General features: G+C 35.7%; 16 protein-coding genes and 1 riboswitch. Of the genes, 14 read left to right on the forward strand and 2 right to left on the reverse strand.

Annotation, left to right across the window (positions count from 1 at the left end; all coding sequences use genetic code 11):
* Positions 1–546: 546 nt before the first annotated feature.
* A riboswitch (cobalamin riboswitch) is annotated at positions 547–740 on the reverse strand.
* A 55-nt stretch (positions 741–795) separates the two neighbouring features.
* Positions 796–1,290 carry a DUF2938 family protein gene (locus AADH04_RS14195; protein ID WP_434777927.1) on the reverse strand — a complete coding sequence of 165 codons (495 nt, stop codon included), beginning with the start codon at positions 1,288–1,290 and terminating at the stop codon, positions 796–798.
* A gap of 70 nt (positions 1,291–1,360) precedes the next feature.
* Here AADH04_RS14195 and AADH04_RS14200 point away from each other — a divergent pair, with 70 nt between their 5' ends.
* The 5 genes from AADH04_RS14200 to AADH04_RS14220 all read left to right on the forward strand — a co-directional run bounded on the left by AADH04_RS14200 (position 1,361) and on the right by AADH04_RS14220 (position 17,187).
* The gene (locus AADH04_RS14200; protein ID WP_434777928.1) at positions 1,361–1,753 is read left to right on the forward strand and encodes a MerR family transcriptional regulator; all 393 of its coding nucleotides are present in this window, start codon (positions 1,361–1,363) and stop codon (positions 1,751–1,753) included.
* 460 nt (positions 1,754–2,213) lie between these two features.
* Positions 2,214–5,048, forward strand: coding sequence for an autotransporter outer membrane beta-barrel domain-containing protein (locus AADH04_RS14205; protein ID WP_434777929.1), 2,835 nt, complete (start codon positions 2,214–2,216; stop codon positions 5,046–5,048).
* Between the two features lie 310 nt (positions 5,049–5,358).
* On the forward strand, positions 5,359–8,139 hold the full coding sequence (locus tag AADH04_RS14210; RefSeq protein ID WP_434777930.1) for an autotransporter outer membrane beta-barrel domain-containing protein: 2,781 nt from the start codon (positions 5,359–5,361) through the stop codon (positions 8,137–8,139).
* 781 nt (positions 8,140–8,920) lie between these two features.
* The gene (locus AADH04_RS14215) at positions 8,921–16,564 is read left to right on the forward strand and encodes an autotransporter outer membrane beta-barrel domain-containing protein (RefSeq protein ID WP_434777931.1); all 7,644 of its coding nucleotides are present in this window, start codon (positions 8,921–8,923) and stop codon (positions 16,562–16,564) included.
* A gap of 182 nt (positions 16,565–16,746) precedes the next feature.
* Entirely contained in the window at positions 16,747–17,187 is a 441-nt protein-coding gene (locus AADH04_RS14220; RefSeq protein ID WP_434777932.1) for a hypothetical protein, read from the forward strand.
* A gap of 84 nt (positions 17,188–17,271) precedes the next feature.
* Here the strand turns inward: AADH04_RS14220 and AADH04_RS14225 are convergent, their stop codons facing one another.
* Entirely contained in the window at positions 17,272–18,405 is a 1,134-nt protein-coding gene (locus AADH04_RS14225; protein ID WP_434777933.1) for a multidrug effflux MFS transporter, read from the reverse strand.
* 98 nt (positions 18,406–18,503) lie between these two features.
* Between AADH04_RS14225 and AADH04_RS14230 the strand changes: the two genes are divergently transcribed.
* The 9 genes from AADH04_RS14230 (at position 18,504) to AADH04_RS14270 (ending at position 26,863) form a co-directional block, all read left to right on the forward strand.
* On the forward strand, positions 18,504–19,268 hold the full coding sequence (locus AADH04_RS14230) for an AraC family transcriptional regulator (protein WP_434777934.1): 765 nt from the start codon (positions 18,504–18,506) through the stop codon (positions 19,266–19,268).
* Between the two features lie 89 nt (positions 19,269–19,357).
* Positions 19,358–19,483: a hypothetical protein gene (locus tag AADH04_RS14235; protein WP_434777935.1), complete on the forward strand. Its 126-nt coding sequence runs from the start codon at positions 19,358–19,360 to the stop codon at positions 19,481–19,483.
* Positions 19,484–19,937: 454 nt separating this feature from the next.
* On the forward strand, positions 19,938–20,162 hold the full coding sequence (locus AADH04_RS14240; RefSeq protein ID WP_434777936.1) for a cold shock domain-containing protein: 225 nt from the start codon (positions 19,938–19,940) through the stop codon (positions 20,160–20,162).
* A gap of 276 nt (positions 20,163–20,438) precedes the next feature.
* The gene (locus tag AADH04_RS14245; RefSeq protein ID WP_434777937.1) at positions 20,439–21,308 is read left to right on the forward strand and encodes a lipid A biosynthesis lauroyl acyltransferase; all 870 of its coding nucleotides are present in this window, start codon (positions 20,439–20,441) and stop codon (positions 21,306–21,308) included.
* A 447-nt stretch (positions 21,309–21,755) separates the two neighbouring features.
* Entirely contained in the window at positions 21,756–22,877 is a 1,122-nt protein-coding gene (locus AADH04_RS14250) for a betaine/proline/choline family ABC transporter ATP-binding protein (RefSeq protein WP_434779859.1), read from the forward strand.
* Complete coding sequence (locus AADH04_RS14255; protein ID WP_434777938.1) at positions 22,870–23,508, forward strand: ABC transporter permease; 639 nt, start codon at positions 22,870–22,872, stop codon at positions 23,506–23,508. The genes AADH04_RS14250 and AADH04_RS14255 overlap by 8 nt, the downstream gene beginning before the upstream one ends.
* A complete protein-coding gene (locus AADH04_RS14260) occupies positions 23,505–24,104 on the forward strand; it encodes an ABC transporter permease (RefSeq protein WP_434777939.1) in 600 nt (199 codons plus the stop codon). The genes AADH04_RS14255 and AADH04_RS14260 overlap by 4 nt, the downstream gene beginning before the upstream one ends.
* Before the next feature lie 31 nt (positions 24,105–24,135).
* A complete protein-coding gene (locus tag AADH04_RS14265; RefSeq protein ID WP_434777940.1) occupies positions 24,136–25,074 on the forward strand; it encodes a glycine betaine ABC transporter substrate-binding protein in 939 nt (312 codons plus the stop codon).
* Positions 25,075–25,111: 37 nt separating this feature from the next.
* Complete coding sequence (locus AADH04_RS14270; protein WP_434777941.1) at positions 25,112–26,863, forward strand: choline/carnitine O-acyltransferase; 1,752 nt, start codon at positions 25,112–25,114, stop codon at positions 26,861–26,863.
* Positions 26,864–26,918: the final 55 nt, after the last annotated feature.

Genomic DNA, 26,918 nt, shown 5'->3' on the forward strand with positions numbered 1-26,918 from the left:
TCATTGACCGATCTTTCTGATTTTAATCCTTTATTTTAATCAGAAAATATATGAAATCTGTTGATACTGTGAATACAGCGCTTAGGCTAAGTGTGAAAAGAGCAATAATCATTAAAATGGAAACAAAGCAATGGGATATGAGTCAGCCTATTCCATCACCCAATGAATTAGTAAATTGATTGAGTGTAAAAAGGTCTATTATTGATCATGTTTTAAAAGAACTGATTTTAAAAGGAATATTGGGTAAAAAGAAAGGGTACAGCATTTTTATTTTACAATAAAATGTTTGTGTTAATGACCTTTGTTTTTAGGTTTTGATGGTTTTTTATGCTGGATTTTTAGATAAAAGACAGGCATATTGAGATTAAAAGGCCTAGGGAGGTTGGACAGGAGAACAAAACCTTTTAATTCAATATGCCAAAATAAACATACAATAATTATTTTTTTATTTATATTAGGTAACTGAGGGAAATTTAGATAATGATGTAGACAGCTGCAAGGGCATGGAACATACATTTGCCTAGATCGCTTCCCCGCGATACTTCATACAAATTTATATATAAGGCCGGTCTCCGGACTTAACTCTACAAACTATGCCTTCCCATTAAGAAACAGTGGCGTGATATAGCAGTATTGAAATGAGTTTTACCGTTGCGGGGGCAGTACTGGTTTTGCACCAGTTTCCCGTTTCATTTTAAATAGCACTTGTGCTGTTTAAAACACCTTACATTACTATAGTATAAATGTTCCTTAAGAAAGTCAAATTGATTTATGTCAAAAAGATGTTTTGGTTCGTTAAGAAAGATAATGGTTAATCCAATAGAATAATTTTCCTGTAAAAAATATACCGACGCCAAAGAAAAAATGTGAGATAAGGGTATTGATAATACTCTTAATTGGACGAGTGGTTTTACATGCAAATAGACCTAAGCCAAAAGCTGGTTGCATAAGGAGAAAAGGAAATAAAGATGTTATTGCTGCCAATATCATTGCAGATATAAAGTCTGGTTTATCTAACCAGCTATTTTGAACAAAAATCAATATTGATACCCATATCACACCTATTAAATAATGTGCTAACCAACCTACAGTCTTTTCTTGACGTTTTTTTGGGCTTGCCCAAATATTGGGGTGAAAAAATTTTCTGTCGTGCCAAGATAATATCCATCTTCCCACTATAGAATAATCTAAAGATTTTATGCCCAAAAGAATATTTCTTACATGCCCAAGCATATCCATAATGGCAGTTGCGCCAACACCTAGAATAATGATTTTTATTAAAATTTGCATATATGGTTGCCAAATTTGTTGTAGAAAGGCATAGTATACAAATTCAAGTTAACTTTAAGTCAATCCAAGAATGATGCAAAAAGAAATAGATATTGGTGTTTTATCAAAACAAACTAATCTACCTACATCAACTATAAGATTTTATGAAGATAAAGGGCTTATCCATTCAATTAGAAGAAAAGGGTTGAGAAGACAGTATCCTCATGATGTTATAGAGACTTTATCTTTAATTACGATAGGGAAAAAATCAGGATTATCATTAGATGAAATAAAAGAGCTGTTTTTGTGTCACAGTAAAATATCCGTTAATAGAGGTTTATTGAGAAAAAAAATTGAAGAGCTCATGGTAAACCTTGAACATTTACAAACTGCTTTAAGCACTTTAAAACATATAGAGCAGTGCCCACATGAACATCATTTATCTTGTCAAGAGTTCAGAAAATTACTGAATATCGATTGGTAATCTATATGATTTGTGATCACCCTTTTATTAAAATTTATATCAAAAATAAATATAAGTACGGTATTAGATTCTTGTAATAACGATATTATCCTTATCGTGATCTTAATAAATCCCTTCGTTTTTTGTTTCTATTTTTTGAAGGTCAATTTTTTTTCTTTATTTCTCAGTTGTTATATTTCTTTTTTAAATCCTTTTGTTTTTTTATTTGATTGATTTTATTATTTTTTGATTAATTTTTTATGGTTTTTTGATAGATTTATTAAATTATTAAATGAAGAAGATTATTTTATTTGATTGGTATGTATTCGCTTTTTGATTATAAAATATTAAAAAAATTATCTATTTTTATCTTTTTTAATAAATAAAAAATTTAAAATTTAGTTTTTTAATAGATAAAAATCAGACAAATAGTGATATATATTTTTATAACAAATTTAAATCGGAATCAAAGGGGATGTGTATGACACATACAGCAAAAAGAACATCTATAGCTTTGGCTGTTGCCATGGTTTGTTTGATGTCTGGCCGAGCACAGGCAGAAGTTGTTATTTCTGATAGTAATACAACTGTTAATTTAGACTCTTTAACTGGTGGGCCAGAGGCCTCTGTAGGAACTGGTGTGAATGTCAGTGTTACTAATGGTGAGGCCATAACAGGGGTTAATCAACAATGGCAATTAAGTAATGCTGGCACTATCAGCAGTACTGATGCGAATAGTTTTGCTATTCGTTTAAATAATGGTAATGTTTTTACTAATGTACCCAGTGGGCATGTTTTAGGTGCAGGTGGTGGGGTTAGTTCTGTTAATTCAGCTACCCATATCATTAATGGTGGGACAATAGAGACTACTGGTGGTTCAGCTATAGATTTAAGGGCTGGTGGTGGTTTAGAAAATATGAGCACTGGCATTATTAAAGGTGCTGATTATGGTCTTTTTTTACAAAATAGTTCAGATCAAGTCATTAATGAAGGACAGATTATTGCTACCAATACCAGTGGGCCCAGTACTGGTGTTTATCTTAATGGTGGCACTGTTCGGTTACGTAATGATGGCAGTATCATTGGTGCGTCTCATGGTGTGCAGATGGTTAACGGTAATCAAACAGTGGTCAATAGTGGCACAATTGAAGCGGTTACTGGTGGCACCGGAGTTGGAACAGGGGTGGAGTTTTCGTCAGGAGGCACTTTATTTAATGCTCAGGGTGGCTTGATTAGTGGTGGGCAGTATGGGGTTTGGACCCAAAATGGCTCTGCTCAAATTACTACTGCTGGCACCATTACTGGTGGTACAAACTCAGTGGTGTTCAATACAGGTAGCGGTACCTTGACCTTGCAAACTGGTGCTAAATTGGTCGGTTCTGCTTTAGGTGGTGGGTCTAGTCAGATTATTCTTGAAGGTGAGGGGGAAGCGCGTAATGATTTCCTCAATTTTGCTTCTTTAGATATGACGGGTACTCAGTGGACTTTATTAGGGCGAACAGAAGCTAAAGCAACAACTGTATCCAGTGGTCGCCTTATCATTGGTTCTCCCGGTTTTACTGGCGCAGTATTGGATACTGATACTGTGGCTATTAATTCTGGTACACAAATGGTGGGTTATGACAGCCAAATTAATGGTGCAATAACCAATAATGGGGAGCTGTATGTAGGTAGTGCTTATGCTTTTGAGGGGGCGCCTGCAACGGCTCAATTAAATGTAAATGGTTCATTGATTAATCATTCAAAAATCATTTTAAGTTCTGGTGCACCTTATGGTAATACTTTAAATATTAATGGTAATTATGTTGGTAATAATGGCAGTTTGACTTTAGGTGCTTCTTTAGAAGAGGTGAACCTTGGCGCTTTAGCCAATCAAAAGGCTGATCGTCTTTTGATTCGTGGTGATGCATCTGGTTCAACTTCTGTGAATATTGTCAATGCAACAACCAATGCCATGCTCAATAAGTTAGCTGGTGATATTAATGACGATGAAGAGGGTATTTTGCCAGAAAGTGGTGTTTCTGTGGTTCAAGTGTCTGGCAATGCTGCTGAAAACACTTTTACCATGAATGGTTATGTAACAGGTGGTACAGCTTTTCAGTTTAAGCTCTATGCTTTTGGGCCAAATTCTACCCATGGTTCAGCTTCTCCAGAGCAAAATTTGGTTGGCAATCCAAATGGTTATTGGGATTATCGTTTGGAACATGCTTATGTCGGTGCTGTTCTTTTACCTCCAGGTGAGATTCCTGATCCGGGAACAAACCCTGGCACAGACCCAGGTACTGATCCGGGAACAAACCCAGGTACTAATCCTGGTGGTTCAACAAGTGGTGGTGGCGATGATGGACGCTGGCAAGTTGTTCCTCAGTTGCCCAGCTATGTCAGCTTGCCTAATGCTTTATTTAATGCAGGGCTACAGGATTTAGACAGTTTACATCGCCGATTAGGTGAAGTAAGAGATTCTGATACCTCTTTACGTGGAGAAACTTTCATTAGGGCTTATGGTGGTACTTTTGACTATAAAAACAATATAGGTTTTAAAAATTATGGTTTTGATACAGATCATGATTATTCAGCTGTACAGTTAGGTGGTAGTACTTTGTTGTATGATGCTGATGATTCTGTGATTCGGCTTGGTGGCGCTTTAACCTTTGGTCATTCAAAAATCACACCAGAAGCAGTAGATGGAAAAAGTGTCACTAAAGTAGATACACGAAGCATCTCGTTAATTGGTACTTATTTAAATAAAAACGGCTGGTATGTGGATACGGTGCTATCAGCAGGTATGATCGATGGAAAAACCCATACCGATTATTATGCTCAAGATGTGGCTTCTATTGATGGACACAGCTATGCCGCTTCAGTTGAAGTAGGTTATCCATTTGCCTTAGGGCAATCGGGTTTTACTTTTGAGCCTCAATTACAATATATATGGCAGCGTTTACGTTTTGATGATTTTAATGACCAAGATGGTATTAAAACCAGTTTAGGTGGACAGACAGAAAATATTATTCGAGCAGGTTTTCGTTTGACTCGTCCATTTCAAACAGATGCAGAACGCATGATTACCCCTTATCTTAAAGCCAATTATTTGCAAAGTTTGAATGGTAATCGTGATGCTTTGATTGGTTCGTACCGTTTTCCTGTGAGTGGTTATGGTCAGTCTTTGCAGGTAGGCGGTGGTGTTTCTGGTCAAATCAATAAACGTTTATCTTTATATGCTGAGTTTGCTTGGCAAGACAGTATAAGTGATGCTGGTTGGCGCGGCTGGCAGTTTAATGGTGGATTGCGTTATATGTTTGGTAACAGAAAATAATTTGTGGAGTATAAAAAAAAGACCTGTTTAAACAGGTCTTTTTTTTATTGAAAAATAAGTTAATTTGTATTTTTTGAATATTTGTAATTAAATTTATATTATTTGATTTGTTTTTATTAAATATTTTTCTATAAATTTAAATTTTTTATAATTTCATTTTATTTTGTTGATTTTCATAACTTTATGTTAATAAATATAATTTTATTTTTTTTTATGAAAATATTATAAATTTATATTTTTTTGAAATTAATTTATTTTTTTTATTGTTTGTTTTATTATGTAATCGTAATTATATTTATATGGGTTTGTTATGAAAAAAATACCTACAACCAAATTAAGCATTATTACCTTATTACTGGCACCTTATACGCATGCTGTTTGTGGTTATACTTCTGCTTCAGCTGGTAGCGATTGTATGGTGGCCGGTGATAATTATTATTCTAAAGTTACCGCACAAGACAGCAATAGCAAATTAACTTTTACTGGTATGGATGTGTTTCTTCAAAATGGTACACAAACTGTTGTTTCTATAACAAATAGTGGGCGTGTCCAGTTTAATGATAATGTCACTATTAATGGCAGTATTACAGCTGCTAATCGTGCAAATAATACAGTCGAAATACTAGCGGGGCATATGGATGTACAAGGTAATTTAATTGTTCAGTCTCAAATGACTAATACATCTAATAATATGCTCGTAGCAAATGGGAATTTAACCGTTCAAGGTGATGCTCATTTTGAAGTACTTTCAGGATCGACTACGGGGCGTGCATTGAATATAACGGGTAATAGTCAAGTAAAAGTAGAAGGTTCTACCTCAATTGTTAATCATGTTCAAAATCAAACAACATCAACTTTAGTTATAGTAGATACTGCAAAAGCTCAGTTTGCTGATCTTTTTATTATCAGCAAATATAAGGAGTCGATAACAGCAAGTAATAATGCTACCTTAATTTCGACAGGACAAACCATTGTTGATGCCGATTCTGAAGGTAGTAGTGGTATATGGTTTTATAATAATGCTTTAATTAGTTTAGGGGAAGATATTGCTGTTACTCGTCTATTAGATGCTAATAGAGCAGGAATTGGTCAAATTAATATTGGTGATAAAGCAACTGTTAAAGGTGCTCGCGCTATTTCCATTAATTCTTCTGATTCTGAAACTCATATCACTATTAAAGGGGTACTTGATAGTATGTCTAATGCTGATTTTTATGGAAATCAGGCAATTTATGGTAATAGTGGTAAAGAGGTTGTTATCGTTGAAGGTAATGGCAAGATTTATGGACATATAGATCTTAGGGGGGGTAATGATGAAGTTTATTTGAGATCAGGTGTGATGGAAACGCCTGATACTGATGGTGGTGTAGGTTTGGGTATTGATATGGGATCTGGTAATGATGTTTTCCAAGCAACAGGTGGTATATTGAAAACACCGATTGTAAAAATGGGAACAGGACAAGACAGGGCATTACTTGCTTCAAATGTAAATATTAGCCAATTGGCACAAATAGACGGTGGAGCAGATGGTACAGCTAATAACACAGGACAGTTGAGTATTCATGATTTAAGTTTTAATGGTTATACCAATGATGTGGTTCAAGCTGGAAAAGGTTTGGATGTAACCAATTGGAATACCATTAATTTAACAGGCAGTGCTGCATTGGCTTTGTCTGATACTCAGTTGTTCTCTACTAATACAGCGACCACTAATCCCAATATTTTAAATATAGGTGCTGGCTCATTATTACAAACAACTGATCAGTTAGCAGTGAGTAACCAAAATATTTGGGCTGATGTGAATAATGAAGGTTCCATAAACTTATCTAATAATAAGACTTTAAATGATGTATGGACAATAAATGGTCATTATAATGGGCAAAATGGTTTTTTAATAATGGATACGGCGCTAAATGCGGATGATTCTTTAACGGATAAATTGATTATTACGGGTGATACAACAGGTACCACAAAAGTATCTGTTAATAATATAGGTGGTTTAGGGGCACAAACAGTTCAAGGTATTGAGGTGATTGAAGTACAAGGCGTATCAGATGGTGAATTTGTACAAAATGGCAGAATTGTTGCAGGCGCTTATGATTATAGTTTAGGGCGTGGAAGTGAGATTAATGGTACTGATGATAAAAATTGGTATTTAACATCGTATTTAACACCTTTTGATCCAGAACCTATGATCAGGCCAGAATCTGGCAGTTATTTAAGTCTTATTGAAAATCAGGGCGCTTTTAATCATAGTTTTCATGATCGTCAACAAATGTTAGATAATCAATATGAAACAGCTTGGGCAAGATTAGAATATCTTCATACCAAATCTAAATCCGAAGGGCATGTTGATAATAAAAATGATCGTGCTTTAATCCATCTAGGCTCTGATATCTATCAGGATGAACAGTTTCATTTAGGTATTATGGGCGGTTATGTTAATAGTGATATACGTTCTAATTCAAGACTAACAGGTAATAATGCCAAAAGTAAGTCGGATGGTTATTCCCTAGGTTTATATGGCACATGGTATGATCAAACAATGAATCAAGGTGGTTTATATGTGGATGCCTATGCACAGTACAACTGGTTTGATAATGAAGTTAAGGGGCAAGGAATACGTCATAGCGAGAAATTCAGTAGCAATGGCTATACTCTTTCAGTAGAGGCGGGCTATGGTTTTATTCTAGGACAAACAGAAGATACCTATTGGCAACTTGAACCACAATTACAGTTTATATACAATAATTTTAAAGGAAAGAACCATAACGAAAAAGATGGTACCAGAGTGCACATGAGTGATGAGAATAATGTGGTCAGTAGAGTTGGTGTCCGTATCCAAGGAAAAAAACAAGGGTTTCAACCATTTGTTACATTTAATTATTGGCATCATTCAGACCAAGCCCATATCATGATGAATGAAATACGTCTTCATAGTGATAAAGTGAAAAACCTTTATGAAATTAAAACAGGTGGCCAAATAGCTATTAATGAAAAATTAACAGCGTATGGGCAAATAGAGGGTGCATTGGGCAGTAAATCTACGAAACAATATGGCGCAAATATAGGTATAAAATATAATTGGTAGCCAATTTAAACGCTCTAGATCAAAATAGTTATATTAAATGGAGTGTCTGAATTATTGAGCTAACTTAAACCCAAAATACAGTGTTAATCTATGCGTTTGATAATATTAAATAATTTGGAAAACGCTCAAACACAGAGGACTGATTAAATGAATCAGTCCTCTGTGTTTCACTGGTACTTTGCAAGAGTTGCTGTATTTTACATTTAAGAACTCAAAATTTAGTCTTCATTAGTTTTATCAAAGAAGAACATCTTAATTACTGAAATCAATTGGAAAACAAAAACCGCTCGCTGTAGCAAGGTATTTAATACCATCAATGCCTTGTGCAACACCGCCTCTTCTCCAATGGGTACATTTTTCATGCACATATAGGTATGATCTTGATCACATTGATTACAGAATTAAGGTGCTTAAATTAATGTATGTTTCTTATTTTTAAGAATGAGGTGATTTTGGTTGGTGATGTCATTTTTAGGTGAGTTTTTAATTAAAATATTGTTTTTATTTAAAAAAATAATAAGTTGGTTTCCTCTGATCGATTTCATTGAATTGATTTAATTAATCTTATTTTAAATTATTTATTTTTTTTGTTGTAATTTAAGCGGTTAAAAGTTTTTAATGTTAAGTTCATTAACTTAGCCATTGATAATATTTATGCTTTCGATTAATATTGGGTGAATTGAATATTTTTTATTATAAGTATGTAAATTTATTTTAATAGCTTGACGGTTATTTTTGTGAAGAATAAATATGCACCTTAATTTGGTCTAGGAAAGCTTAAATGAACAAAGTATATAAACTTGTAAGAAGTCGCACCACTGGTCATACGGTTGTTACATCAGAGTTAGCAAAAGGTGCTAAAAAAGGCCGTTTGCAAAAGATGGTACTAGGTGCTTTATTTGGTTTTATTGCTTCAAATGCTTTAGCTGATCAGATCAATTCAGGATACAACCCTACAGATAATGATAATAAAATTGGTCAGATTAATGTTTCTGGCACGACGACCATCGATTTAAGTAATGGTGCACTAGGAAGTGCCCAAAAGGGTAGTGAAGCAGATAAGAACAATATCTCAGTGAGTGTTGATTTTGGTAGTTTATTTCAAGCAAATGCGAATAAAGAAGCTGCACAAAAAAATTATGATGCTATTTATACCAAACATCAAAATGGCGAAGTGACCGATTTAGAACTTTCACAAGCCCAAGCTGCTTTAAATTCAGCAAATGCAGCCATTGCAAATTATACCAATAATGGTTATCAACTGATTACAACAGGCTCTTTAGACCCGAATGGAGATCATTCAGAATATCTAACTATTTCAGACACAAAATCAGGGTATACCGATCCTGTTTCTGGAAAATGGGTTTCTCTTGATGTTAAGGGTGATTTAAGTATGACCACAATTAATGGTGTACTTTCAGATATTAATCACAATTTTGAATATTATCTGCCTATTGGTGAAGACAGCGAATACCGTGATATGAGCATGGTTAACATTGCTGCTGATGCAGATGTTACCATTAAAAATGGCTCAAATGCAGCTGATCCAAATGCCTCAATAGATACAGATAATGAAGTGCTTAATGCGATCAGCAAAAATGCTTCAGGTGTTATTTCTATCAAGGATGGTGCTAATTTAACTTATGATGCCAATACAAATTATTATACAGGTGGTGGTAAATCCGAAGCTAAAGAGTTCAATAATAACTTAACTGTAAATAACACAACCACTTTATATGAAGTTAAATGGGTAGGAAAAGTTAACCCTTTTACTGGAGAAGTGATTAATTCAGTTGAAAAATTTAATGAATACAATAATCAACTCATTGAATTTATTAAAAAAGATCTGCAAACTCAACTTGATTACTCTACAAAAGACGAAATGCAGGCTTATTATAATTCGATGATTTCTGGTTTTTATACGCTCACTCAAAAAGGGCAAATATCTGCACAAAGAGAATTCACAGAAGATGAGCTTGAAGCATTAGATTCCAATTTTGCTAATAGAATTAAGCCTGGCGACTCTGATATAAGTGTAGCCTTAACCAAAGATAATTATTTTATTGGGGTAGAGGGCAGTGGCTCTACCGTTACCATTAATGGTTCAATTACCAACAGTGTGGCTGATGCAGATGGAAAAAACGTCAGCTCAGGTACGGTGATTAAAGGTGACTTTACAGCCTCTTCAAACAATGTTTTTAATATTAATGGCAAAATTGATGCAAATGGTGGTGATGCTATTATTGCCAATGAGTCAATTGTGAATGTTGCTCAAAACCTTGGCGGAAATGAAGGCACAATAAATGGTAATGTGACTTTAAAAGGTGGCGTTGACAATACAAGTAATACGGTTAATAACCAAGGTAAAATTACAGGCGTTGTCAGTATTGTTAATGGTACAGTCAATAATAAGAATAATAATATAGGTGGTAACATTGCAGAAATTGGCTCTATTACTGGTGGCAATAACGTTGTCGTCAACAATGATGGCATTGTTCGTGGTAGTGTGAACCTTGGTGCAAATAGCCAAATTAATAATCATAATGGTTCAACAATTCTTGGTAATGCCGTTGTCAGCGGTTCAACTTCTACTATTGATAATCAGGAAAATTCGACTATTGGTGGTATTGCCATTGTTCAGGATGGTGCTTCATTTATTAATAATGGTACAGCAGGAGGCGCTCATGCAATTAATGGTGGGCAAAGCATCAACAACAGCATCATTATTGGTGCCAATGTTGGTAAAGTGACAAACAACTCTCAGTATACAAATAGCGATACAGGAAGCATTTACATAGGTTATACTAAAAATGCCCCTGGAAAACCTGCTGTTGGCAGTGGTGGAATGCTATCGAATATTGAATATGTAAGTCCTGGAATAGATGTCAATGGTAATGGTGGTCAGGCCATTTTAAATAATGAAGGAGATATCTATTTTGCAGGAAATCTTAAAGCATCAACTGCAATTAGGCTAGTAAATGGTGGCCAGTATAAAGATACTTCTGATGCTACTGTTACCCTTAATGCCAATAACTCAGACGTTTCTAATCATATCTCTGATTATTTAGACAGCAGTTATGAGGCACTTCGTGGAAATGATAATAGGGCTTTTTGGGTTGGCGCAGGTGGGCAAGCTACAGTAAATGGTACCGTTGAATTAAATGATACAGGCAGTACCGCTTTTTATATTCAAAATGGTGGCCAAGTAACCTTAAATGGTCAGCTCAATTTGAATAGTCAAAATATCAAAAATAGTGCAGATCCTTTACTTGAAACATCTCTTAGAAATTTTGGTGCTTGGGTTGAAGGGGAAGACTCTCAATTTACTATGAATGGTACAGCTTCTATTGCCATGAATGCTGATCGTGCTGTTGGTGTGCATATTAGAGATGGCGCAAAAGCTCAGATTAATGATCAAGCAGGTATTGTTTTTGGTGCCAATAATTCTGATCAAATTGGTTTTTTAATCTCCGCCATTACCGGTTCAGGTTCTTTAGTGTATAACAGCAGTCAAAATATCTCCTTAGAGCCCAGTGGTAAAAACACCGTTTTATTCAGAATTGAGAGAGGGTCTGTTTTCTCTTCTGACACCATTGAAAGCACAAATAATGCTTTGTCTCATTTAGACTCAAACGGAGCGGAAAACTCAACCTTAATGGTCATTACAAATGGATTGTCTGCGGGAAGTAAAATTGTCGCAACACAAGCTGATTTAAGCGGTTTTACTTTGAGTGTGAATGGTAAAGATGCAAAAGGTGTTCGTGTGGAAGGGGGGGCTCAAGCCACGATTACAGACCGCACAAACATTAGTTTAAATGGTTCGGGTGCCACTTTAGCAAAAATTGATGGTTGGTTTTATGACTTAGATGGTAACCGTGATACCAGACAAGAAAGCACATCATATGTTTCTACTTTAAATAGTTCCGCAAAATTAATTGATACAACGATAAATGGAACACCTCCTAATGTTACGGTGACTGATGGTATTGGTTACCATGTTACTCATGGTGGCAAATTGATTCATGGTGTCACCAATGCTGACGGAACAATTGATGCAGGAACCATTAATTTTACTAATGGATATTCAAATATTGGCATCAAAATTGAAAATGGTGGGGAGCTGATTAACTTAAAAGGTGCCAATATTACTGTCAACGGAACAGCAATAGATATAAGTGGCAGTGGTTCTAAAGCAAGGGTAGAAAACGTTTTACCTACAGATCCATTAAAACCAGTTGTTTCTGTTTTAGATGGTACAGCAGCATATCGTGTGTATGATGGTGCTGCACTTGAATTAACTGGTTCAGGCACAACTCAAGCCAGAGGAAGTGCCCATGGTGTATTTGTTGATGGCTTTTATGAAAATGATGATATCAATAACCCTTATCATCCTGCTGCCAGTATTGTATTAAATGGTGCCGTTTTGGATTTAAATGGCAAAGCAAGCAATGATGTGGGTAATGGTATTGAAAATAAAGCAGGTATTAGTAATATCCAATTGATTAATAATGCTCAAATTGACGTGAATAATGGAATTGGTATCCACTCTGGTGTGGGCATGCAAGGCGCAAATAATAAAGGCACTATTAACGTTTATGGTTCTGGTACTGGCATTAAGTTTGAAGGTATAGATAAACAAACAGGTGTGGTTACTGGGTCAACAGAAAATGCTATTCAAAATACAGGTTACCAGAATGTTGTCATCAATGTTTTTGGTGCAGATGGTACAGGTATTTATGTGGACTCTTTGCAAGATGTGGTCACATCAGCAAGTGTGAATATATTTGATGAGCAAGGGAAAGCAGCACTTCAAATAAAAGGCGAAACACAAAACGCTTCACAATCTGGGTTTTTACATTCAAATAGTTTAGCTTCTACTATTGTTGATCTAAATAATGGTTATATAAAATCATTTAGCAATAGTGGTGACATATTATTTGGCTCTTTTAATGGTACAGATTTTACTCGAGACAGTAATGATGACAGTAAAAACAAATATGCTATTACTTTAGGTGAAACAAGTAATGGCATTTCTTTTAAAAATACATCAACGGGTAAAATTAATGGTGTGGTTCAATTACTCGGTTATGACCAAACCACAAACAAAGGCAATACAGTCGAATTAGCCACCAATAGCCAAGGTAATGTGTTCATAACAGGCAAGGGGGATGATGAGTTCACAGTCAATACCGTTGTTGGTAACGACAGCACCGCACCAGCCAGTCAATTTAGCCATATTGATGGTGGTGAGGGTTATGATAAGTTAACCTTTGGTTCTGGGTCTAACTATCAAATTAGCGATGAAAATACCATTAAGAATGTGGATTATGTCAGCCTTCAAGGGAACAGTTACCTTACTTTAAATAGTGTGTTGCTCAATGGTACTGACACTTATCAAATTGATTTGAATAGTGTATTAAAGTATAACGATCACACACAAATGGCATTTGATAAAGAGCTATTAGGCCAAGGCTTATTTGTTGTGAATTTAACCAATAGAGAAAATGAGTTTTCATTTACACAATCGGCTATTAATCAACCTTTTAAAGGCACGGTTGAACTAACGAACTCAACTTATCAGCTGCTTGATAATACCACTAAAAACAATACTGAAATGTTAGCAGAGGCCACACTTAAAGTTTCTGAAAACAGTTTGGTTAATGTGGGGGAAAATACACAAAATATAGGTGGTTTAACCGTTAATAGCGGTACATTGAATTTTGGTGACATAGACTTAAAAGATGGTGATGCTTTAGCAGACCATAATATTAATGTTGACAATACACTTACCTTAACAAGTAAGAATAATGGTGGTGGCGGTACAATTATGGTGGATCTAAAAGACTACCATGTTGATATTCCATCAGGCAAAACCTTACTTGAGCAAGACGACAGTGAAACACATATTACATTAGTAACAGCACAAAACGTTAATGGTGCAGGCTACGTTACCCATCTGAATTTGGTTGATGCAAATGGACAAGCCATTGACCCAGATGCACGTGTTGACCTTTACCAACAAAACGAAGCTGTAGCTAGAGCCTCTTATGGTGTCAGATTATATACTTCTGAAGATGGTATCAATAATGATGGGTTATATGCAGGTTATGGTTTAACAAAAGTTGAATTAAAGGCGCAGAATAATCAAGCTGGTGAAGGAAATGCATTGGTCTTAGATGCTTCAAATAGTAGCAGTGCTAGTGGTTCAGACTTTAGTGCACTAATCACAAACTATGATAATGAAGATGGTACATTTACCTATGGTGACTTACAAATTAGAGGGAATAAGACTGTTTCATTAAGCAGTGCCAATGATTATAAAGGAGCTACCTATGTTAAAGATACGAGCACTTTATTATCTAGATCAGATGATGCTTTAGGGACAACCCGTCTATTGCATTTAGCTTCAAATACTAAATTTGACTTAAATGGTTATAAGCAATTGGTGGGTAGTTTAATGACCAATAATGAGTCAGTTGTCGATTTTAATAACGGGAAATTGGTGATTAGTGGTTTAGATGGCACGACAGGAAATCAACAGCTTCAATCTATTATTAGTGCTGAAACTTTATATGGCAATGGACAATTTGTCATTGGCGCAAATAGTACTCGCGCATTAAGCACTCATTCTCCAACAGTGACTATTTTGGGAGACAACACGAATTTATTTGCAGATACGACCATTTATCAAGGTGCTACTGTCAATTTAAATGCCTATGCTGGTTTAGGTCATGGCACAATTGATCAAAACGGTGTTTTAAACTTATCTTTATCAACTAATGGAGCCTTAACCAATAGCAACCTTTCTGGAACAGGGCAAGTTAATAAATTTAATACAGGAACACTTAACTTTAATTTAGCTCAGGCCAAAGACTTTCAAGGTGTTTTTAATATAGAAAGTGGTGCCATAAAATTTAATGGTGATAATAATTTAAGCAGTGATCATTATTTGGCTTCACAAATTAATATTGCCAAAGGTGCCGCTTTAATCGGTCTGGATCATGCTGGTTTTGCCGGCAACATTGTCAATTCAGGTGTGTTTTATGTTGGTAATGAGCCTAATGTTGCTCCTTCTGGAAGCAATTATAAAACAGTGACTGTAGGTAATTATGAAGGTAGATCTGGAACTTTGGTTTTTAATGGCATATTGACTGGTGATGATTCGCCTATTAATAAATTAATAGTTCAAGGCGATGCATCAGGGCACAGCTTTGTTAAAGTCAATAATATGGGCGGACTTGGTGCTCAAACAGAAAAAGGCATTTTGCTGGTTCAAATAGAAGGCGAAAATAATGCTGGTTTTGAAAAAACAGGACGAATTATTGCAGGTGCTTATGATTATGCTGTGATGACTGGCGCGCAAATTGATAATGAAATCGCCACAAAAACAGGCAGTAATGCAACCAGCTCTAATGAACAATATCGTAAAAACAGCATTTATTTATGGAGTAATGAAACATTTAGACCAGAAGTGGGGGGATATATTACCAACTTGGTTGCCGCCAATAATTTGTTTGATTTACGTTTACATGATCGTTTAGGTGAAACGCAATATACCGATTTATTTACGGGTGAAAAAAGAACGTCAAGTGTGTGGATGAGGCATCAATATAATTATGGCAAACTACGGGCGGGTGAAAATTCGTTGTCTATGAAAAACCGTATGAATGTGACCCAAATTGGTGGGGATATTGCTCAATGGTCTTCTGGTGACAGTAACCGTTTCCATTTAGGTGTGATGGCTGGTTATGGCGACAGTAAAAATAAGTCTTCGTCTACCATTAATGGGCGTACAGCAGATAGTAAGGTTGATGGGTACAGTTACGGAATATACGGTACTTGGTACCATAATAATGAGGACAAAACAGGTCTTTATGTAGACAGTTGGGCTTTATGGAATGACCTTAATGCAAAAGTTGAAGGCAAAGAATTTTCTGAAGAGTATAAGCTAAGTGGCTTAACTGCTTCTATTGAGTCAGGCTATACATTCGGGCTTGGTAAATGGGGTAATTCGGATATTTTTATTCAACCAAAAGCACAGTTGCGTTGGGGAGGGGTTAAGGCAAAGGATCATACCGAAAACAACGGTACGCAAGTAGTCAGTGATCATGGGAACCTTCAAACCCGTTTGGGGGTGAGGGCATCCTTATTGAAATACCCCATTATGGCCAACAGCACGGCAAATGAGTCTAACTTACAAGTATTTGCCGAAGCTAACTGGCTTCATAACAGCAAACTTCACCAAGTTTCATTTGATGATATAGGTGTGAAGCAAGATGGTGCTCAATCTATAGGGGAATTGAAGCTAGGCTTGGAAGGTAATATTCATAAAAACACCAATCTTTGGTTGAATATTGCTGCTCAAAAGGGGAGCCAGCATTATAGTAATCTCTCTGCAACCATGGGGGTGAAGTATAGTTTTTAACCCCTTTTTTGCCGTTAGCTTAACAAAAGAGCAAGTATGCACTATAGTGGCTTGCTCTTTTTTATTTCATTTAACTCAATAATAAAGATAAAATGTTTTTTTATAACACAATAATATTGTATATTAATAATACCATTTTAATGTCATATTTATTATTTTAATCAACAAAAGGATTCTTTATTATGGATCATCATAACCCTTACCTTAAACCTGAGGCTAATTTAAGGAAACCCCACCATCTGCATGACCAAAATGATGTAGCACTTTGGAATCCGAATGCAGCATGTAACTGGTGCCTTCTTTTTTCTCCTATTTTTGGTGCATACTTACATATGTTAAATTGGCGTGCCTTGGGGATGCCCGAAAAAGAAAAAGAGAGCTTAATTTGGTTTTGGGTAAGTATCGTTTCGGCAGTCGTTGCCATTTTTACGCCAATAAATACTGCTTTTATTGTTTTAATTGTTTGGTATTTTGCCTCAGCACGATCTCAAGTAAAATATGTTCGTGAGCATTGTGGGGATTCTTATGAACGAAAACCTTGGGGCGTTCCACTTTTGTGTGCTACAGGTGTTTTTGTGGCTGTCGTGATATTGTGTGTGTTTTTAGAGCTGGTTTTAAATTAATTTAATTTCATGAGTGTTCATTTTGCTACTTAAATCAGGGCAGATAAGTAGCAAAATGTGTTTGTTTGTATGGCAAAAAAGTGCTTAAGCAGTTAATTTAATCTTTTTTAAGTAGATTTGTGCCAATAATAATGCCATACAACTTAAGCTAATCTGAACCAGCCCTAAGTTTTGTAACCAACCAGAAATACCTAGCCCTATCGCAATCAACAGATAGTAAGCTAATCCTAAAACAGCGCCCGCCGTACCTCTACAATCTTGATAATGATTGAGTACAACCCCTAAAATAATCGGAATCGCCATGGCGTAACTCATCATAATAAACATCATGGGTACCACAAACCATAAAGAGTCGCTAAGCAGGTATACTGTGACAGAACTAATTAATAATAAAATAAGGGCACATAAAAATAGTATTTGATTACTGATTCCTCGAGATAAGGCAATCTTATTTGTTTGAGAACCACAAATTGACCCAAAAGCCATCATCATTCCTGTATAGCCAAATAGAGTGCCTGATGCATCTAAGCGTTCAAAAATAAAAGGGGCAACTGTGTAGTAACTAAAAGCACTTATATTGAATATGGCAATGAGTCCAGTTGCTAGCCAAAGTTGCCTGTCCTTCAACATTCTTGCTGTGGTTGTGATAAAAGACGCCGTTTGTATCTTTATTGGTTTTGTTTCCTCAATGTTTTTTGCACTGAAGATAAATAACGTGATAGCGAAGAGAAACAGAGCAATAAAAACGCCTTGGTACCCCCAGTGTTGATTGAGTAACCCACCACTTAACATGCCAATGGCGGGACTTATTGCCAGTACAACACCAATTAAAGAGAATACCTTGATCAATTCATCACCCTGATACTTGTCTCGTAAAATAGTCTGGACAACAACACTACCTACCGCAGCACCAAAAGCAGATATGATTCGAGCAATCAATAAAACAGTAAAATCATGGGTCACTAAAGCAATGAATGAGGCTAGCGCATAGCAAAGTAGGCCGCCCAGTAATGATGGGCGTCGCCCGTAGAGATCAGCAGCTCTTCCCCAAAAAAAGACACCAACTGCAAAAGCCACAAAATAAACCGATAAGGTTTGAGCGGCAACTTGTGCTGGTACCTCAAATGCAAGAGCAATAGTTGATAATGCAGGACTGTACATGGTTTCAACAATTTGTGGAAACATCACCAAAACAGTTAATAAATAAAATTTTTTCACCAAGCATCCTATCCAGTTATGAATAGGGCACAGTGTAAAGTTTATTGTATAATTGAAGTTACAAACAAAAAGACTAAAAGTATCAAAAATCAGACATTATGGCTTGGTTACCTTATGAAACACATTTGCGTTTAGATGACTTGATTGCCCCAGTGATTGGGGTTGCTTCCGATTTTGGTAAGCATGATTCCCAGTTACATCAACATCAGCATAGTCAATTATTGTTTGCCAAGCACGGCGCAATTCATATTATGACAGGTCAGATACTCAGCATTTTATCACCTAACCGTGTTGCTTATATTCCGCCTAATACCATGCATCGAGTTGTGATGTACAATAGCGTGGATTATCGTTCTATTTATATTGATGCTCAAGTGTATCAAGGTATGCCAACAGAGGTAGCAATCTATGATACTTCTGCTTTAATAAAAGAAGTATTAGAGCAAATTGCGTTTATGCCATTTAAAACAAATTGGGAAAAAGGCGATCCATATCATCTGCTTTCGCTTTGTTTCAGTTGGCTTAATGGACCGTCATTACAGCAAATGTCATTACCTTTGCCTCAAGATAAACGGTTACAGCCCTTGGTTGAGTCGTTGGCGTTGCTGCCACCAACATTAACCAAACTCACAACTTATGTGGGCGCGTCAGAAAAAACAATTGGACGTATTTTTAATAGAGAAGTCGGAATGAGTTACCAACAGTGGCGCCAACGTTGGCGCTTTATTAAAGCGGTTGAACTATTGGCTACAGGAAAAAACAATACCGATATTGCACAATTATTAGATTTTTCTAGCGATAGTGCTTTTACCACATTTTTTAAACAATGGTCTGGCTGTACACCCAAACAATTTAAAAAATAAAAGTACAGAAAATTAAAAGAGAGTGGTGATGTTTGATGAAAATAAAGTTAAGTATATTATTATTTATAATCGTTTTTTTAGTTATTCTGATGTGCAGTTATTTTTTTGGTAATGTCATTAGCCTTATTGCCGCAAGGGGGTATTATATTCCTGAGCAGTCTTCAGTTTTTACTTTTAGAGTAACCGTTGATAATGAAGGTTCAGGTGAGTACTAGCTTTATGGGGAAGATAATACTCACTTTTATGAGGCAATGTCAGGACAAAAATTGGTTTTTCCGAAAAATAAGGTTAAAGAGTGCATCGGTTTTAATCCCTTTGATTATCAAACATGGTGCGTTGATTACTTGATAGGAAACCCTATTCAAAATAGCAAATGAGCGAAAAATACAACAATAGCTTATTAGGAATGGCTGTATTCTTTGAAAAAACAATCATGTTGAAAATATAAACTTGAGTTTTTATTAAATATATGGTATTAATACTAAAGGCCTAAGCCAAAGATGTATTGATCTAAATTTTTCACTAAGTAGTTCGAATCAAAATTTTATCTTCTAGAAGTATTCTTTTTAGTTGGATTTCTTTTGTTAGCTTTAGTAAATAGTCAAGCCAATCATTATTGATGTTCTTTGTTCTTAGGTTATCTATAAAAAATATAATAAGGATAATATTATGAATTTTAAAAATAAAATTGGACTTTTAAAATGGTTTAATCGCGATCAAGGTTTAGCTTTGATCATCCCTTCTGATGGATCAAAAGAAGTGGTTTGGGATATTGTGCTTTTAGATAAAGCGCAAACAAAACAATATAAAAAGTTAGAAGATGGACAAAAAGTTGCTTTTAAAGTTGAACGTGGTCATAAAGTAATGAGTGCTTTTGATGTCGTATTGATGTAAGCGTTTTAACGATATTTGTTTGAGTGATATTAACTTAGGTAACGTTTTGTTGCTTGAGTTAATATTTAAAGTAAATTGATTGACTGTGTTATTTATTTAAGCTATTTCTTGTGTTCCATCTTTGAGAGTTTTTTCTTTTCTGTTTAATGAATTACTCTTTGAATAAAATTTAAGAAATTTATTAATAAAGTAAGCATCTTCTTTTAGATAGAAAGAAAAAACGATTGCCTATTTATACTAATTTAAGCGGCCAAATATTGGGTTAAAGGTACAGTCATGAAAATTGCTCTGTTTGTCCTTTACCTGCTTCATTTCTTACCCATTACCATGCTTCACCTGATTGCCCGTTGTGTTGGCTGGAGTGCATTTTATCTTTTTCGTTCTCGGCGTAGGGTGGGAGAGATTAATCTTAAACTTTGTTTTCCTCAATGGTCAGACAATAAAAGAAAAAAAATCTTACAAGCTAATTTTTACCATATGGCGGCTTTGTATATTGAGTACAGTATTTGTTGGTATGGAAGCGCCAAGCGGATTTCTAATTTAGTTTCTTATGAAAATAAGCATTATTTAGATGAAATGCTCGCTGAGAAAAAAAATATTATTTTATTGTATCCTCATTTTACCGCTTTTGAGGTGTGTGGCAATAAAATGAATCAGGATGTTCCTTTTGTCAGTATGTATTCACATCAAAAAAATCAAGTAATCGATCAAGCCATTTATAAATATCGTCATCGATATAACAGTGTATATCTTGTTTCTCGCCAAGAAGGTTTTAGAAATTTGATTAAAGTGATGAAAAATCACCCAGAAGCGCCTCTGATGTATCTGCCTGATCAGGATTTTGGTGAAAAAGATTCCATTTTTGTACAATTTTTTGGTGTCACAACAGCAACAACACCTGGTTTAAACAAATTAGCCAGATTAACCAATGCCACAATTATTCCACTGATCGCAACACGACAAAAGAATAAATTTGTTTTAACTTTTCATCCTCCGTGGCAAAATTTTCCTACAAATGATGAATATCAAGACACACAAAGAATGAATGATTTTATTGAAAGTCAGGTTTTGCAACAACCAGAGCAGTATTTTTGGTTGCATAAGCGCTTTAAAACAAGGCCAAAAGGGGAAGAAAAAATATATTAAATAAACAAATGATTAAATAGAAGGTTAATGAATAAAATACCTGTATGAATATGCAAGATTTTTATGATCATTTGTCTTTTTAATTTGTTGATTTTAAAAAAAATGGAAAATAATTGTTTGGTTGAAAGTATCTTAAGTTATATTGATCTAATAGGATGAAAAACCTGAACGAAGATTGAGTTTAATTGAGTACGATCCATTTGGTATATTCTATTTAAGTTTGACAAACTTAGGTAAAATTATGCATAATAGAAAAGTAATTTCGTAATTATTTTGTTTGTATTACAATCTGTTGAGTTGTTTTATCTTTAGAAAAATCTTAAAAAAGATTTGCATGTTTCATTAAAGCACACGTAAATATCAATTAACACTTTAATAATCATTTTTATTGATTAATCGTTATTCTTGCTTCGTCGCTAGGCGTTTTAAACCAAAAGGAGTTTGCCATTGATTCGTTTTGAACATGTAAATAAGACATATGGAAGCAAAACGATTTTCAACGACTTCAACGTTGAATTACCTAAGGGAAAATTCATTGTATTGATCGGCCCAAGTGGATGTGGGAAGACAACAATGCTCAAGATGATCAATCGACTAATTGAACCTGATAATGGTGCGGTTTATGTTGATGGAAAAGATATCTCCAAAGTTGATAGTATTCAGCTACGTCGTTCAATAGGTTATGTGATCCAACATATTGGCCTGTTTCCAAATATGACTATTGCGCAAAATATTAGCGTTGTCCCAAAACTACTGAAATTTGATAAATCTCGTTGTGAGCAAATTGTGCATGAATTACTTGAGCTGGTTGATATGCCCTATAGTGAGTTTGCACATAAATACCCAACACAACTGTCTGGTGGTCAACAACAGCGAATTGGTGTTTTGCGGGCATTAGCAGCTTCTCCTCCCATAGTGTTAATGGACGAACCCTTTGGTGCTTTGGATCCGATGACTCGGATGACACTTCAAGACGAAGTAAAAAGCTTACAAGAACGGCTGCAAAAAACAATCGTATTTGTGACCCATGATATGGATGAAGCTTTGGCATTGGGCGATATTATTGTCTTTATGGACTCGGGTAAAATAGTGCAAATGGCATCGCCAGAAGAGATGCTGAGAAATCCAGCCAATTCTATGATTCGTGAATTTATGGGCAAACGTTCCGATGATAACGAATCTGCCCCGCAATCAGCATCAGATGTGATGCAACGTAATGTGATTAAAGTATTTAGAAACTGTGGTTTGAGCGAAGCGGTTAATAAAATGAAACATTATAATATCGACACTTTAATTGTCGTTAATAATGATATGACTTATGCTGGTACTGTATCGATCAAAAGCATCATGCACGCGAAGCAAACGCGTGGAATTGAATCACTTATTTATAATGAGCATCAGGTTGTGTATGTGGATGAGGACGCACAATCATGTTTTGATGCTTTATTGTCTTCAAGCGAGAGTTATCTGGTTGTGCTCAATCGCAATAATAATGTAGCGGGTATTCTCACAAGGACAAGTGTTGCAAAAGCTTTGGCACAGATCGTTTGGAGGGATGATAATGGATAAGTTCTTCTCCCTTTATGGTTACAAACTTGCGGTTGCGGTTGGCACACATTTAATGTTTGTATTGGTTTCCGTATTTATTGCTTTTATCATTGCCCTTGTGCTTGGATGTGCCTTATCCCGTATTCCAAAAGTTGCACGTTATCTCATTCCCCTTATCTCAGTTTTGCAAACGATTCCTGGTATTGTATTTATTGGCTTGTTGTTTTTGATTCTTGGCATGAAACCCATAACAGTTATTGTTGCTTTGGCTATTTATGCCGTTTTCCCCATATTAAAAAATATCTATACTGGCCTTATTGAAGTGCCCAGCACATATAAAGAAGCCAGCATTGGTTGTGGCATGACATCATTCCAATCCTTATTAAAAGTAGAGATTCCTTTAGTGCTGCCAGCCATTATGAATGGACTACGTATGTCTACCATTTATACAGTCAGTTGGGCTGTACTGGCATCTATGATTGGCTTAGGTGGGTTAGGGGATTTTATTTATATTGGTGTCAGCACAAACAATAATACGCTTATTATCGCAGGTGCTATTCCTGCGGCAATTATGGCCATTGTGTTAGGTGGGCTAATTGATGTGCTCAAAAGAGTCATGATTCCTGCTGTCCTAAGAAGGGATATTCTATGAACTGGAGTTTGGTTTGGGAACATCTTTTTATTGTTGTTGTGTCTACTTTGATTACCATTGTGTTAGGGGTCCCTTTAGGCGTATTGGCTTATTTTCAAAAGAGCTTTCGAAAACTGATTTTGTTTCTTGTTGATATTTTGCAAACAATCCCTGCTTTAGCGCTTTTGGGCATGATTATGGTTCTTTTGGGTGCAGGAAAACCAACCGTTATTATTGGCCTTGTCCTTTATTCCTTATTGCCTGTTGTATACAACACCTGTTTGGGCTTAACTGAAATTAATCCTGCTATTAAAGAAGCTGCTATAGGTATGGGAATGACCAGAATATATCGCTTAGTTCATATAGAGTTTCCGCTTGCCATTCCGACTATTTTTACGGGTATTCGTATTGCTGCGGTGACTGCTGTTGGGGTTGCTGTTTTTGCGACATTTGTTGGTGGTGGTGGGTTAGGAGGAGTCATTTATCGTGGTATTCATATTCAGAATATGCGCCTGATTTTATATGCCACATTATCTTTAATGGTGATGTCTATCGTCATTGATATGCTGATGAGTTTGGCCGAGAAAAGCTTGCTGCGCCGTAAAACAAATTTCTGATGGTTGTACCACAATAACAAAAGGATGAATAATGATGAATATAATAAATTTAAAGAAAAAATGGATAACTGGATTGTTGGTTTTAGCGTGTATGGCATTTCTTAGCGCATGTGATTCAGCAGAAGATAAAAGTAAAACTCTGGTGATTTACGATGGACAATTTGCTGAAATGAGATTGATGCATCAGATGGTCAAAATTCTGGTAGAAGACCAAACTGACCTTAAAGTACAGATCAAAGATGAAATGTCTCCAGTCAATAGTTTTAATGAGTTGGTTAAAGGTAATGCTGATTTAATGAACAGTTATGATGGGACACTTTTGACGACTTTTTTACATCTTGACCCGTCGCAGGTTCCAGAGGGCGTTAATCTATACGATTTTGTCAATGAAACTGCTTCAAAAGAAAAACACGTTCATTTACTTGCAAAGCTTGGGTTAAATAATACCTATGCTGTTGCTGTACCCAAAGCAATTGCTGAAAAATATCATTTAAATACCATTAGTGATCTTATCCCTGTTTCTCAAAATTTGGTTTTTGGGGCAGAGCATGAGTTTTTTAGTGAAGAAGGCAGTGCTAAATTTAACCCTTTTGTATCGTTTTATGGTTTGAAATTCAAAGAGAGTAAACCTATTGATCTTGGGCTTAAATACTCAGCAGTACAAAGCGGTAATATAGATGTTACCGTAACCTATGCAACAGATGGTTTAAATAGAAAAGCAGGATTAAAGATTCTAAAAGATGATCGTCAGTTTTTTCCAGAATATAATGGTGCATTATTGGTACGCGATGATTTAATGCCACGTATGGCAGATGTCGCGCCAAATCTTGAAGAAGTATTGAATAAGCTTGGTGGTCAGCTTTCTGATGAAATTATGACAGACTTAAGCTATGCCGTAGATGTTGAAGGGCGTTCGTCACATGATGTGGCTCAGGAGTTTCTCCAAAAACGTGGTTTATTATCAAAATAAAACAATATTTTTTCGATCATAAATATAAGGGGAAATTATGATGACATTTTCTAATGATTGTACTTTACCGGCACTTCCTTTACCTGAATTGAAAGAAAGCATCAATCAAATAAAAGAATTGATTAAGCCATTGGTTGATGATGTCACTTGGCAGCAAAGTTGTGTTGCCGCGGACGCTGTGGCTATACAAGCTGCTACATTACAGCAGGAGCTATCAGAGTATCGTCATATTTTAGCAAAAGGGAATAGCTGGCTTCGTCCCTTTTGGGACGAGTCTTATCTTTCTAGTCGTTCTTCTTTGCCTCTTAATGTTAATTATTTCATTGAATTAAGAACTGAGCAGATGATTGCGGGTATTGATGATTCTAATGTCAAACTGGCTACTTTTTTGCTTGCCCTTTGTCGACAATTTCAGGCTATTGCCACGAATAAAATACCCAACGAAGTGGTGCATGGTCAATGCTTGAGCATGGATCAGCTAGATAATATGTTATACAGCCGTATAGCTGCATTAAATAGTGATATGCTCATGCCTGTTTCAGTACAAGGGCAGATTTGTATTTCAGTCGTCTGTCGTGGATACTGGTATTTACTTTGTGTTTCTGATGTTAGTGGTCAGTTTGTTACAAGCAATGCTTTAGCCAGTGTTCTGCAAGATATTCGTACCGATGCGATGTCTAACTCAGATATGAACGTGCCAATTGGTGCCATGTGTGTTGCAACACGGGATGAAGCTGCTTTAATTCGCCAAGAGCTTTGTTCTAATCTTCAAAACCGTTTAAGCCTGAGAGACCTAGAGCATAGCCTTTTTACTCTTTGTCTTGATGAACCAGGAACACAGCCATTTGCTGATACTTTACTTGGTGGGCCAACTGAAAATAGATGGTATGATAAGTCTCTTCAAGTTATTGCTGATGATGCGGGTCATATAGGCCTTAACATTGAACACTCAGGCTGTGATGCGGGAATATGGCTTTATTTACTTCAATGCGTTTATGAAGAGAATGCACAAACTGTTTTGCAAAGTGAACATCATTTAATTCAACCACAATTTCGCCAGTTAAAATGGCAGATTAATCCTTCATTAAGTGACCAATTAAAATATTGGCATCAAAAACAGCAAGCCGATTATGCTTCTATTGGCCGTTCTTTTTATGAAAATACAGATATTAACCGTGAACAAATTAAGGGATTAGGATGCAGCCCTGATGCGTTTTTACAATGTTGTTGGCAGTTAGCTTATTATCAGTTGAGTCAAGAGATGGTTTCTGTTTATGAAGCCGTTGCTGTTCGTGGCTTTTATCAAGGTAGAACCGAATGCGCGCGCCCATTAACCGAACAAATGGCTTCGTTTATCCAGCAAAGTTTTACTGGTGGCGTATCAAAAGATTCGTTAAAGGCTTCTTTTCTTTTAATGGAACAGGCACATAAAGCACGGTTAAAACGTTGTCAACAAGGTATGGGCAGTGAGCGGCATATGACTGGTTTATATTATATGTCTATGCTAAATAATACACCCACTTCAAAGTTGCCAGAACTATTTAATGATACTGGTTGGCAAAAGCTGATACATAATACTATTTCTACCAGTTCCATTGCTGCTCCCTTTATTCGTTTTTTTGGTTTTGGACCAGTAGAGAATGATGGATTAGGTATTGGATATGGCTTAACCTCCACAGGTTTACAATTGGTTGTTACTTCAGCAAAAAATAGCAAGGTTGGAACTGAAGATTTTATTCGTGCTTTTGAAGCACAATCCAATATATTAAAAGACATACTAAGCAGTTAAGGGGTAATAAACTAGCCTATATTGTATAGAAAATTAGGGTTGAGGCTTAATTTGT

Origin of the sequence: Neisseria sp. Ec49-e6-T10 (assembly GCF_051132615.1) — a bacterium.
Lineage (GTDB): Bacteria > Pseudomonadota > Gammaproteobacteria > Burkholderiales > Neisseriaceae.